This window comes from Methylacidiphilum caldifontis, assembly GCF_017310505.1.
In the GTDB taxonomy this organism is placed as follows: domain Bacteria; phylum Verrucomicrobiota; class Verrucomicrobiia; order Methylacidiphilales; family Methylacidiphilaceae; genus Methylacidiphilum; species Methylacidiphilum caldifontis.
Map to the genome: position 1 here is coordinate 538,583 of NZ_CP065957.1, position 13,309 is coordinate 551,891.

Sequence of the window (13,309 nt, forward strand, 5' to 3'; positions counted from 1 at the left end):
GATGGAAAGTGCTTACCAAACCAAATATGACTTGTAAATCGATGGACTTAGGGGAATCGATCAGATAAAAACTCTCGCTTTTCAACCGAATCATCATGTCAATCAAAGTTTATAATTGCAATACGCATACAATATATCAAATCCAATTTTATAAGACAGTTTATTTCATAAAATAAAAACAAAAATGTTTATTCAAACTCTGATAAGGAGCTTGTTAGCAACTCCTTCCAAAAGTCTTAAACCCATCTTAGCATAAAAGAAAACTCTCATTGATACCAAAATTATATCGCTTGTATATGCTTCCTCTTTTACTATTCTGAGCAGGCAGCACTCTTTTACAATGCACACCTAAAAGATAAGGAGTAATAGGAGCTTTCCAAAACGCAGGCAATTCTTTTACTGGACGGGTAACAGGTGGATTTTTCGGTGGAATTGATTTGTGGGGTGGACTCTTGGGTTTGCGTTTTTCCACTTTGGAACGCTGAGGGGTTGAAGGAAAAGGACTCATAGCCGGAAGGGATGGATCAAGACGATGGGCTTCTTCATCGATCTTTTTTGCTTGTCGTTCGTCTCCTTCTTCCCGATAGACAAGAGCATTATTGAGCAGGAAAACCGCCAAGAGCCGTTTATGCTGCTCAATGACTTTGCCTGCTCCGCGTCCTGCCTGAATATATGCCAATCCGGTATTAAAGACAGCGTCAGTTTGTGCTTGGCTCAACAAAGCCTTCTGAATGCTGATAGCACGGGAAAGCATCTTATGCGCCTCGGCAAACTTCTTTTCTAAAGAGAGAACAACACCAAGATTGTTGTACGAAACCGCAATACGGAAAGAGAAACCAAGCATCGATGCGTTACGTTGAAAGTTTCTAGTCGGTTCCACATCACTTGCCGCTTGTAGAGAAGTAGCTAGTCTTAATTCCTGGTGGGCAACTCGTTCTGCTTCTGGAATCCGGTGAGCAGTAATGTATTCCGCAACTCTCTTTCCTTCTCCGGAAGGGCCAAAGACAATCTGAGGTACGGAAAGAAAAAAAGCTTCAGGATGTTTGGGCTGCCGCGCAATCAAAGAAAAAATAGTTCCCATGAGGAGTAAAAGTCCCAAGCCAAGGGAGAGGAGAAATTTCCTCGATGAATCCAATCCGAAAATTGACGAGCAAATACGTCGCGTTGTGGATGATAACATGTTGTTTGCCAGAATCGAATCGGGTGGGTGCTCTTCTTTGTAACCTTACCACAAATGTTATCCATCCCGCAAATTGCCATTTAGCCATGCGCAATGCCAATAGGTAACTCCGAATTTTATCAAGTCTTCGAACTTTTTGATCTGCAGAAGACCATATAGCTTCAGTTCAAGGATACTCCCATGCTGTTATTTCCTGTAAAACTAACTGTCCCTTTCCTTTCCATTCGTTTTTTCTATGGGAGTCCCTCCCCATTCTTATCCACGTGGCAAGCATAGACAATAAGTTGATTTTCTGTCAAAGGATCATTGCCTTTGAAAATCTTTTCATCAGTTCCATATCGACCCCTACGAGAGCTTGAGTTAAACCTAATTGTCGCCAAGCATTCTCTAGCACTTCCAACCTTCGTAACCTAAAACCACTTATCGTTCGAGCCATCCTACAGAGACAAAGGATATTTTATAAAGCCGCTTCCAAGGTTTCTGGCTCCTTATTCGGGATTTGGATAATGTTGCCAGATAGACCCTCTCACCGAAAGGATGGACTATTTCTCTGGAAGATACATTTTAGAGTTTTTGAAATTCTACTTGTCCTTTGCTAGTAGATGATTGTCCACACAATTAACATCACCATATCCATTCAAAAATCAAAAGGCTAACTCATTTTAAATGTATATATATTAACCTATTTCTACCCTATACATTAGTGATATAGTGTTACGACAAGTAACTGTCACACATGTCGTTACACATTTGTAACAGAGACACGAAATTCTCTTAGGATCCTAAAACTAGATCGCCACTTATTTTTCACGCAATTGTTACAACGCAATCTTCACACCTTTTGGTAAATTGCCCGCAGCTCATTGTGAAGAGCAAAGTGCGTGGATAGGTAGGGAGAATAAGCACTAATCGATGTTGTTCGCTATCCCCACTCGTAATGAGACAGCATAAAAAGCGAACTTATACCAACCAGTTCTATGAAATATGCAAGGAGTCCTATGGAATACACAAAACCAATCTTTTCGTTGAGTTTACAAAAGAATAGGCGAGATCCAATTATCAGATGGATCTTCTTATCGATTCTTTTCATCAACATTGTTCCTGCCGTTCAAGCGGGAGATTCCACGTTGGGTCCTGCTTCCATGTTAACAGGAGAAGAAAACACTTCTTCGCTCCAGAGCATGTCAGGAGACCCTGCAAGTTGGGATCAGCCTCCGCAGGGAACGGAAAGCACAGGAAATGGTCCTCAAGATGTTTTCGGGGGAAGCACGTCTTACCAACCACTTTCAAACCTGCTCCGGAATCATCCACTTCTGGCTGATGCTTCCTCTTCTTCAACGGCAAACTCATCCACGACCTCTTCTTCTTCCAGCCCTTCTTTAAGTTCGTCTGAATCGGGTAGAGTCACAATGCCTGAAACAATTGTATCGACCAGTAACGAATCGGTTTTGCCAGGCGATTATGATATTAACTCTGTATATGGAATACCGCTTAACGTCGTTGACACCCCGCGAAGCGTCCAGATCGTTACTCAAAAGGAAATTCAAGCTTCGGCGTTCATATCGCAAAATGTGATGTCTCTTATGTACATGGCTCCTGGCCTTTACATGGGTACCACCTTTGGCGAATTTTCGGTTCCAAATATCCGAGGCATGCCAGCTAATAAATACATCAACGGAATGCTTTCTTTCCTTCCAGGAACTGGCTACGAAGGCGGACCAATGAACATGAACGATTTTGACCAGATCAACATCGTTCAAGGACCAACCATGCCAAGTTTACTTTCCATTCGTGCAGCAGGTGGTTATCTTGACATCCAAACCAAACGACCTTACTGGGACGGTTTCCATGGCTACGCAACTGTCATGGAAGGAATGTACGATCAGAATCTCTGGCAAGCTGATGTCGGTGGTCCCATTAACGACAAGCTTGCCTTCCGTTTCAGCTACCTAGGCAATTATTCTGGAAACTATTACTACAATGATTACCTGCACAACCAAGCCTTTTATCTCGCACTCTCCTACAAGCCCTATGACAACTACGAATTATTCTTTAACAATTCTTTTTATACGGAAGGTTACAATGAAATAGGAGGTATCAACCGACCAACCCAACTATTAATTTCCGATCATGAATACCTTTCTGCATTTATACCGAACACCTTTGTAGGTCCACCAGTTTTCGTCAACGGCCATAAAGTAAACTACAATATAGGACCTGAATTGTACAATTACGGGGTTTCCGTCATGCCTAAGTACTACAACACGATTCATTTCGTGCCCTTATCGGCAATCGGTGGGTACCGCGCCAACCTCTTGAATCCTGGATCTGGCGGTTACGTCGAAAGTGAACGAGCACAGGTTATCCAAAGGGTTAATGTCAATGAGGGTTTCCAAATTGTCAATAATAGTAACTTTGAATATTTTTCATACAACTACCAGAACTTCACTCCTTATAACATCTACACTCCAGGCTCTTTTGTGGGACAGAACAATACTTCTTTTATTTTTAACTTCGAAACTCCAATCGGCGAAGGAAGCAAAGCGGAGGAAACAGAAACAAAAAGTTTACAGGATTCAAAGAATGCTCCCCTGAAAGAAGAGCCATTCCCAATTCACCACACCGTCAACGTTGGATTCGAGTTCGATTATGCCAACATGATCGTCTACGAGGGAGACTTCGAACAGACATTCAATCCGTGGAACATGGGTCCGCTTTATGATGCGGTCTATCCTTCCTATTTTCAATATAACTTACCTGGTACACCTTGGTTCAGTAAGTATCTTTATCAAGATGTGCCTATTCCTGGCCGTCCTGGCCAAGTATTCAATCCAGGTAACTTCAGCTCGACTGATTCTGAAACTTGGTATCTGCGTCCCTACTGGCAACACCAGATCGATTTCGGTAAACACTTCTCAATCTTTATGGGCGCAAGCGTCCTAGGCCTCATGGGTACTGCAAAGAACCCACCCGGAACCCCTGCCACTTATTACGACTTTGGGGAAGCTCTTCATCCTTTTGGAAACTACTTTTCTACTGTCATTCCAAACTTCGACTTCAGCCCACGTTGGAAACCAAACGAATGGACAACAGTTTACTTCGATTTTCAACAGGCTTACTTAGCTGAAACAGGGGCCTTTTACGGATTATCTCCCTTAACAAGCAACTATGATCTTCACTTGCATCAACGTCTTTACAGTGGAGGAATAAATTTTAGCCTGCTCAACGGCAAACTCAACATATTGACAGCAGCCTTTGATCAAGAGTTTCAGGAATTAGAATCTTTTAAGAAAGTGCTTCTTGTCCCTGTTCCGATCGACGTAGTAGGAGGCACTATGCAGGTCTCCTATCAACCCGATCGTCATCTCTGGCTCGTTGCTAATGCATCATATATCATTGGTACCTTTAATTATGGACCTCCACTCAAAACGGGGCCTAGCATGGACCAGCCCTATTCGAGCATCCTCGTTGCCCAGAATCCGGCGAAATATCCTTTTGATCTGTTCGGCTATTTTCCCCAGGGAACGTATCCCTACGTGGGTTGGCCAAACTTCCAGACTTCATTCATGGCAACCTATACATTCGATTTCGGTTTGGGGCTTTTCGCCTCGTTCAACGCAACCAGTCCACAGTATATCGCTTACGATTATATCACGCGTATTCCATGGCAGTATACGCTCAATTTAGGTCTTAGCTATACGAGTCCTGACAAACATTGGGTGGCAAGACTTTGGATCTGGAACGTAACCGATCAACACAACTGGATGACAAGTGGTAGTGGCTTTGCAACTTCTTTCAACAACTATGACGAGATCATGGTTTCGTGGCCATTCTGGATCCAAGGTCAGGTCGTTTACCAATTCTGAAAAAGGAATTTCTATGACGAGAATAAGACGCGGGTTGCTTTTTACTTCACTGGTTCTTATAAATTGGTTTCTATCTCCTTTTAGTCAATCATCGGTACATGCGACATCTAAGCAAGTAGCGCCAAAAGCGACAAAAGGGAGTACAATAATAGCTCCTCAGATTATTCTAGGTGCTAACGGCGAAGGAAAGAAAGCTCAAGAACTGCTCTTGGCTGGTCAAATCCCTGAAGCGCGTATCCAAGCTGAAAAAGATCTCCACGCTTCAATTGCACACTTGGGCTTTAGTTCCTTTGGGTTAATAGTCCCATATAATAATTTAGGCGTTGTGTATACTTTCGAAGGTAAATATGCTGATGCTCACAAAATGTTTTCTCGGGCAATCGGACTTGGGAAAGCTGCCCTGAGTCAAAGTCAGATGGCTGCTGGATATAGTTCAGGCTCTACCTATACTCAGGCAGGAGCTGGGGCAGGAAAAGGAGCAGCCATTCAAAAGAAACTTCTGGCTCTCTGCCTCTACAATAACAGCATCGCTTACCGAAAGGAAGGAGATCTATCTAAAGCAGAGCGCTTTCAATCCGACGCGCGTAAGCTTGATCCTACTCTACCTGAGTTGCAATAGGAATCACTCTTCCTGTACAATCGAACACGCTGAAATTGTTCTTAATGTGACCCAGACTGAAGAAAAGGATCTTTTAGCAGTAGGAGGGTAGCTTGCGTTCTGGGCGGAACTGTGCCCTTCTGGATGATCCCGTTGTTGCAAGATGACTCGCCAAAGAAGTTATGGGAGTGATAGTTTTTTTCGATAGTGGACGATAATCCGATCGATCCCAATCGCAGAGGTAGTTGGAAGTACGGTATGAGCTACCCTTTTAAAAAAAGTGGAGGCAAGGTGCAGGATAAGAAGGTCGAGGAAAAAACGTGCTGGCCAGCCTTTTGATCTGGTATTTATCTTGGTTCATTAAAAGGTATTTGATCAAGCTAGAAACTTGCTCCGATACTTCCGTAGATTGTAAAGGGAGCTCCTGGATAGCCGAGTAGATAACCTGCTTGGTAAGCGATGGGGACATTAGGGTTGCCAGCGGTCCCGTAATAACCACCGCTGGTGATAAACTCATAGCCGTTGTAGCGTAGGTCGGTGATGTTCATTAGCGTTAAGTTGAAGTTGAACAATCGCTCTCGATCGAGGAACCGCAACGGGACTGATGCGTTAATTGAAGCGTTCAAAGTGTAGTACTGGGGCATTGTTGTACGGCTGGGTGCCCCCGTTTGGTTGTTGAAGACATATTGGTCGCCGTTGAAGAGAAACCAGCGGCTAAGGCGAAGGGAAACATTGCCGAACTGCTGAGTATGGAAAATGCCACCAGTAAGCATCAAACTGGGGACGTAGGGGACATGGCGACCATTGTAGACAACCTGTTGCGGTGTGCCAGGACTCACGACATAGCTTTTGTAGACTGCGTTCTCAACTGCGCCGTTCATGAATATGTGAAAGGTACCGAATGGGTTGTCGTCCAAAAAAAAGTCGGCTCCTTGGTAAATTGAAGTGCCAAGCCCAGTGATTGGTTGACCAACGAAGTTGACCATGTTGATCGCCTGCTCGGCAAATCGAAGCCAGAAATAATTAGCGCCGAAAAGCATATTGTTGAGACCCGGCATATTTTCGAAATGAGTCTTGAAACCTCCGATTGCGTACTGCGCCAAGGAAAGACCATAGTAAGAGCTTGGAATCTTTTGAAAGAGACCCCCTCCCCCACCGACAGTATCAGTCTCATAGGTTTCCGAATAGCTCCCGTAGAGGGCTAGCCAACGAGTAACCTCGTAGTTTAGAAGAATGGACGGCTCGACGCCGCTCAGATGACGGATAGCATTAGGTAGTTTTCCTTGATTATGGCTGGGATTGAATTGAAACGCTAAGGGGAAGTATTCCTGGGCATTCATCGAATAGGCTGTCCGGAAGACGTCGTAGCGGATACTCGGAATAATCTGGAACGTCGTGATGGGTTGAACTGTATCCTGGAGATAGACAGCAATATCAGTCTGATCCCAGTAATTGTTTCTGTAGAAGTTGTTCGGAGTCAACTCCCCACCGGGAATATTTGTGCCTGGAAGGAAGTAGTTTGGATTATAGAATGCATTACGGCTGTTATATGTGGAGGAGATATAATAACCACCGATATCGACTGTGTTATAGGGAAGGACCCTGGTCAAGTCAACTAGGTCGCCGAAATCCCATTCGGAAGGGTTGTTGTACTCGAAAGCATTGGGAGCGTTTTGAAAAAAGTTGTAGTAACGGCTGTGGATACGCTGAGAGGCATTATAGAAAAGCATATTGTGGAGGGTCGTCTTCTTGTCTTCGTCAAGGTAGATGTTCTGCTTGGCATAAGCGATCTGGGTTGATTGCTTATCGAATTTGCGCCAGACGTCGTAGTTCAAGTTGCTGTAGAAGCCACTGGTCGCCTCGCTATAGGGAATTCCTGGAATTGGGACTTGATTGGCATTCAGACCATTGATGGTAACGTAAGGATTGGCGTTGACCGGGAGGATGGTCGGACGGTAACCGCCCGCATTTGCATACCAAGCTCCGAAGCTGATATCACCGGAATTAAAGTTCTTAATGGTCTTTCCATAAATTGCATACTGGTAGCTCGGACTGCGGAACCCATCCGGAGACATTCGAAAGTTATTTCCATCGCCGACTCCACCAGAGATCACTGTCGACCAGCCGTTTATATTTCCAGTCCGGTAGTCAGCGGTCAAGAGCTTCTGACTGAAACTGCCATAGACCATGTTGATGTCAGCGCCATAATGTTCGGTCGGCTGAATTGGGGTAAATTCGACCTGTCCTCCTACGTTGTCGTACCAGCGGCCGACAGCTGTACCCGGACCGTAGGTAACCGATGTACTCGAGATCATCATCATGATCGGCACTGATGGTGACTGCCAAAGACCTGTCGAAACATTGTTCATAGGCACTCCGTCTAAGGTCATCATGATCGATGCTCCACCCGTGTATCCGCCAAAGCCACTCCACCCGTTGCCGATACCGTTGATCGAGACGGTATACTTCGTAGCACCGGTGTTTCCGTACCCGTTAACGTTAACCCCTGGTGAGAACTGTAGAACTTGAGCTGCACCGGCAACTGGGCCAGCGCTCGCTGCGATGTTCTTATCGATTACTCGGGTTGTCAGCCCAGACCGGAAAATCTGTTCCTGTGTGGGGGCTTGTGACGCTCCTTGTACTAGATCAGTAGGGGGCTCAAGCAGAGGATTGTTGACATCCGTCGAGACAGTGGTAGTGGGCATTTGGATAACTCCACCCTGATTGGTTGGTGCTGTTGTTTCACCCACATTTTCCGAGTTTGCCGTCGAAGAAGAAGCATCCGCCAGAAGCGGATGATTCTGAAGCATATCAGAAAGCGGTTGGTGTGTCGAGCTTCCCCCAAATACATCTTGAGGTCCGCTTACCGTGTTTTCCGTTTCTTGCGGAGGCTGATCCCAACTCGCAGGATCTCCAGACATGTTCCTAACTGTGGACGAATCTCCTTCTCCCGATAACGTGGGAGTTGAATTAATCGAAGAATCCACTGCTTGAACAAGGGAAATCATACTTAAGAAAAGAATTGATAAGAAGAACCACCAAACTGGCCTATTTACTCTATTCTTTTGTGAACTCAATAAAACGATCGACTCTGCGTGTCCCATAGAACTCCTTGCATATTTCATAAAACTGGTTGGCACCGGTTAGCTTTTTACGTGGGTTCATTGGGAGGTGGGATAGTGGGCGATATTGCTCCTGGCTTATACTTACACGCCACATAAATACCCTACTCTTCGCTCCCAATCCTAAGTGACGGTCACTTTATCAAAGGATGCGAAGATTGCGTTGTAACAATTGCGTGAAAAATAAATGACAATCTAGTTTTTAGATCCTAAAAGAACTTGGTGTATCTGTTACAAATGTGTAACGACATGAATGACAATTACTTGTCGTAACAATATATAAATAACCTATTGCATATAAATAGGTAAGAATGGTTCATTTGTCGTGAGTTTTTCTTTTAGTTTTTAAATGATGATATGAATAGACAAAAATCTAGACAACATTGTAAAAAGACCTTAAAGATAACGCAAAAAACGGAAGGGATCTTTTCTAGAATCTTTTTTTCTCTGAGGAGGTTGACACAACCTCGACTGCCTTCACGGTAACGAACTGAATTTCTGAAAAGTAAGAGACACTACCCTTTTGTTGATAAAAGCCTAGGTAGTCTCTATAGTATTAAAAAGAGAGAACTGTCACACCTTCAGCGATGCGCTGCCGAATCTCGACGGCTCCTTTGACGAATCGTGCAGAAAGCATTTGATCTGGATCCACACCATAAGCTTCCAAGGAGACCTGGCAAGCGGCGATGTCCACCCCCATTTGCCGTAAATGGTCGAGGGCTTGCGCAATAATGGGGGTAGATTTCTGGTTCGAGCGTAGAATTTCGACACCCGGACCCAGCAAAAGAAGCTCAACCTTGGTTTCTGGCTGTTCAGCCATGATGCCCGTCATATGGAGAAGGGAATTCAGCCGCGGGAAAGCCTCCTTTCCCGTAGTCACTACGACAAGTAGCGCATGCATAATAATCCTTGCTAGAATGGTTCCTACTACATAAGTCCAACCAATGGGGCTGGACCACAGCGTCCTCCACTTGCGTTCCTTTGTCCTTTAGCATTGTTGTATATTCATTGTCAAATTATCTTTCTAGAACCAACCGTTGTTCACGGGACCCCTTTTTCCGCCTAAACCAAAATTCATTTTCTACAAAGATCAAAGTCAATCATGCTTTGTGGAGAACTCATTTTCACAAGATAGATATCAACATCTAGGCGTTTGGAGTTCGCATAATTACTTTTTAGAAAATCACCGTCCGTTGTTCATTAAAAGCACGTGCATTCATGGGATTGTTGCAAGCTGGGAACTGAGATAACTACGCCTGAGATCTGCAAGCAATTCAATGGGCTTCACGTAGCGCCGATGAATGGCAATGTGGCAAGATTAAAGGGTAGCTTTTCTCCAATCTTGGATAACCAACGAATGCAATCGGGCTTAATTACTTAAAATTATGTGCAATAAATGACTCCATGAGCTGGATTATTTTTCAGGATGTAATCCTTACAATCAGAAGCCAAGCTGAGGTTAATGACTTGATCACTTCTTACTTTCCTTTGCAGTACAACATGATCAAGCTCAATCGCCACTTCTTTTTTGTCACTAGACCCTGCACATTTTTTCTCACAACCTCTTAACAATGTGATCTTAAATATCAATATTATGCTTTCTTAAGCTCTCTGATTATAAAGACCAGAAAAAATAAACTTTCTTCTTTAGAAACAAGAAATAAAAATAGATCATTTTTCAAACTGCCTTGATTAGTTCTTCACCTTCTGCAGTCGCTTTGTTAACCGCTGAACTAACCCTATGTAGACTTAGGTCTCCCTGCCAAGGCCTAAGCAGTTCCAGATCCTTCTTTTCTTCTCCAGGTACTGGAGAAAGCCAACGGTCATAGTCAACCTGGTTCACAATGACCGGCATTCTATTATGAATCGGCCTTAGCTTTTCGCAAGCTTCCGTAACAATAATCGTAGCGGATTCTATGGTTTCACCAGGACCTTCCCAATGGTCCCAAAGCCCTGCAAAAGCAAATATCTCTTGACCAGGAATAGTAATATACCAAGGTTCTTTTTTGCCATTTAACATTTTCCATTCATAAAAGCCGTCTGTGGGAATAAGACATCTTCTTCGTTTAAAACTTTCTCGAAAAACGGGCTTGGTAGAAACGGTTTCAGCTCGTGCATTGATCAAGCTATAGCTGCTTTTCTTTTCCTTTGCCCAGTGAGTAATTAGTCCCCAGCGAAGCAGGTCAGCTTTGTTCTTTCCATCAGTTTTCCTTACAATCAGGATGGAGGTCGATGGAGCAATGTTGTAACGGGGTTGAATTTCAGGAAGTAGTTCTAGATTAAAAACCTGTTTTATGACTTTCGGTGGAGTATGAAGAGAAAATCGGCCGCACATAATGAGGTTATAGTTCTAAATAGCTTTAATAAATCTATTTTTCTATAGTCACTCTTCAAATAATCTCGAATAGTTCTTTATCATTTAATTTCTCATAAATGTTCCCATAAAAAATGACATTTAATAGTAAAACTTCTAGATGCCCCAAAGACATATAAATAACCTGTGTTGTCTCCAGATGAACCTAACTAAAAAAGAACAAGTTATCCTGTTGGATTAGACCATCTTTTTATCTCAATTTCCCAATACTTCAGAGATAAGGCGTGGCCCAAGTATGGCCGACGCTGCCAGCAAACCAGACATCATAACTCCTGCAATACCTAGACCTGTACGACAACTGGCACCGCAAAGGAGAAGTCCATCAATCTCTGTCCTTGCTCCTGGGCGACCAAAAAGAAATTGTTTCGGTGTGGCTGCAATCCCATAGCCTGTTCCACCCGTTGACAGTGTATAGCGGCTATGCGTCAGTGGGCTTGCGAACTCTTTATAGACAATGTTCTCTGGTAAATTGGGAAATGCACGCCGTGTGAGCTCGATGAGTCGTCTACCAAAGATTTCCTTGCGTTCCTTATAGAGAGTTTGATTTCGGTACCTATTGTTCTTTCCTTCTTCAGTCTGAACTGCCCATGCTTCAGGCTGGCTTGGAGCAACGGCTATAAGCTGCAGGTTATAAATCCCCTCTGGGGCAAGCCTTTTATTTGTTGGATCCTTAACAGAAGCAATTGAAACAAAAACTGTTGGAGCTTCTGGAAACTCTCCCCTAGCCACTTGTCGATATTGGAGTTCATGATCATAACTGGAATGGATCCAATAGTTGGTAGAGAAGTGATTTTGCTCGAAGACAGACTTACGTACACCCAGGTAGGCAACAAAAAGCGCAGGAGCCATTTCCCACTGGCGAACTCTTTGCAAGGATTTTGAAGGCATATTGTCTTCCCCTACCAGCTCCAAGAATGTCTGCTTAACATCGGCATTAGAAATGATATATTTACCCTCAACCTCTTGAACACCCAGATAGGGATTTCTAAACTGTACTCCAACGGCTTTTCCCTTTCGTACCAAGATCTTTAGGACCCGACTTCGAAGAAGTATCTTTCCCCCCGCTTCCCCGATTGCAGCTGCCAGTTTATCGGAGATGATTTGGCCACCACCTCTGGGGTAATAAGCCCCTTCCAAATAATGTTCAGCAATACCCGCCCCAATAAGCAGAGAAGCTCTACTCGGGGGAAGGGCGTAGTTAGCGTGTTGACCTGCAAGCACAGCTTGAAGAAGGAGATCAGAGGTACAACTTTGTAGAAACTCACCAAACGATCGGTTAGCCCAACGAAGAAGTTGTGGGGAGGAAAAAATATTCCAGAGGGTTTTCATGGGATTAGCCAATCCTCGGAGTAGCCGCTGCAATGAATAAAGAATAAGACAATAGCGGTCAATTCCACCCCTTTGCTTAGGGAAACTTTCTATGAGTCGACTCCTAAAGACCTCTATACCTTTGGGAATGCGGAACGAAAACTCGGGGAAAAGAAGAGTATCGAAACCATTGGGATCCATCTCTTCAAAGACGATCGGCTCGGATCCCGCTGCACGCAAAATGGAGGGAATAAGGCCACCAGAATGACAGCCACCTAGATAGTGAAGTCCAATATCAAACTCGTATCCTGGACGCGAGAAGATCGTAGCATTTCCACCGGCAACTGTATGTTGATCAAGAACAAGGACTTTTTTCCCTCTGCGAGCTAGTAGGGCTGCAGCCGTTAACCCCCCGGTCCCAGCACCAATAACGATAGCATCGAATTTTGAATCTGGGAGAGTCCGGAAGCGGTCAGGAGTATTCATGTTGTATTGATATCTTGTATTAATGCCTACAGAAAAACCGAAGAACGATTTAAATCAAAGAAAGGGAAACTACAGTATCATAAAAATCAAGTAAGCTTATCACACATAACTCCTTGTAAAAAGGTGTTATTAAATTTGCTCATCAAAGAAACCCATTGAGATGGTTATAAAAATACAAAGTCTCAGTCCTACCCTTAAGCAAACAGGGTTATTTCTAGCCGCCTCTTACAGGCACTTTAGAGATAAAGAGACACTTGTTGCTACCGAGGAAATGCTTGTGCAAGGTTAAAGTTATAAAAAAGCAATTAGTTAAGGGACTTGGAGAAAGAAGGGTTGCTCAAGGCTTTTGTTTTTATCTTCCTACAATTTGCCATG

10 protein-coding genes are annotated in these 13,309 nt (G+C 43.9%); 3 read left to right on the forward strand and 7 right to left on the reverse strand.

Going from position 1 to position 13,309, the window contains the following annotated elements; genetic code table 11:
- Positions 1 to 247 precede the first annotated feature (247 nt).
- Positions 248 to 1,063, reverse strand: coding sequence for a tetratricopeptide repeat protein (locus IT6_RS02585; RefSeq protein ID WP_206827474.1), 816 nt, complete (start codon positions 1,061 to 1,063; stop codon positions 248 to 250).
- Positions 1,035 to 1,268, reverse strand: coding sequence for a hypothetical protein (locus tag IT6_RS02590; RefSeq protein WP_206827482.1), 234 nt, complete (start codon positions 1,266 to 1,268; stop codon positions 1,035 to 1,037). Before IT6_RS02590 ends, IT6_RS02585 begins: the two co-directional genes overlap by 29 nt.
- Positions 1,269 to 2,178: 910 nt before the next feature.
- On the opposite strand from IT6_RS02590, the gene IT6_RS02595 reads away from it, so the two are divergent.
- On the forward strand, positions 2,179 to 5,046 hold the full coding sequence (locus tag IT6_RS02595; protein ID WP_206827492.1) for a TonB-dependent receptor plug domain-containing protein: 2,868 nt from the start codon (positions 2,179 to 2,181) through the stop codon (positions 5,044 to 5,046).
- 13 nt (positions 5,047 to 5,059) lie between these two features.
- Complete coding sequence (locus tag IT6_RS02600) at positions 5,060 to 5,665, forward strand: hypothetical protein (protein ID WP_206827494.1); 606 nt, start codon at positions 5,060 to 5,062, stop codon at positions 5,663 to 5,665.
- Positions 5,666 to 6,024: 359 nt separating this feature from the next.
- Here IT6_RS02600 and IT6_RS02605 read toward each other — a convergent pair whose 3' ends face one another.
- Positions 6,025 to 8,565, reverse strand: coding sequence for a TonB-dependent receptor domain-containing protein (locus IT6_RS02605; RefSeq protein WP_206827501.1), 2,541 nt, complete (start codon positions 8,563 to 8,565; stop codon positions 6,025 to 6,027).
- Positions 8,566 to 9,322: 757 nt separating this feature from the next.
- Complete coding sequence (locus IT6_RS02610; protein WP_206827503.1) at positions 9,323 to 9,667, reverse strand: DsrE family protein; 345 nt, start codon at positions 9,665 to 9,667, stop codon at positions 9,323 to 9,325.
- Positions 9,668 to 9,976: 309 nt separating this feature from the next.
- Between IT6_RS02610 and IT6_RS02615 the strand changes: the two genes are divergently transcribed.
- Complete coding sequence (locus tag IT6_RS02615) at positions 9,977 to 10,147, forward strand: hypothetical protein (protein ID WP_206827505.1); 171 nt, start codon at positions 9,977 to 9,979, stop codon at positions 10,145 to 10,147.
- 2 nt (positions 10,148 to 10,149) lie between these two features.
- Here the strand turns inward: IT6_RS02615 and IT6_RS02620 are convergent, their stop codons facing one another.
- The 3 genes from IT6_RS02620 to IT6_RS02630 all read right to left on the reverse strand — a co-directional run bounded on the left by IT6_RS02620 (position 10,150) and on the right by IT6_RS02630 (position 12,934).
- The gene (locus tag IT6_RS02620) at positions 10,150 to 10,287 is read right to left on the reverse strand and encodes a hypothetical protein (RefSeq protein ID WP_206827507.1); all 138 of its coding nucleotides are present in this window, start codon (positions 10,285 to 10,287) and stop codon (positions 10,150 to 10,152) included.
- 157 nt (positions 10,288 to 10,444) lie between these two features.
- A complete protein-coding gene (locus IT6_RS02625; protein WP_206827509.1) occupies positions 10,445 to 11,101 on the reverse strand; it encodes an SOS response-associated peptidase in 657 nt (218 codons plus the stop codon).
- A gap of 234 nt (positions 11,102 to 11,335) precedes the next feature.
- Positions 11,336 to 12,934, reverse strand: coding sequence for a phytoene desaturase family protein (locus IT6_RS02630; protein ID WP_206827511.1), 1,599 nt, complete (start codon positions 12,932 to 12,934; stop codon positions 11,336 to 11,338).
- Positions 12,935 to 13,309 lie beyond the last annotated feature (375 nt).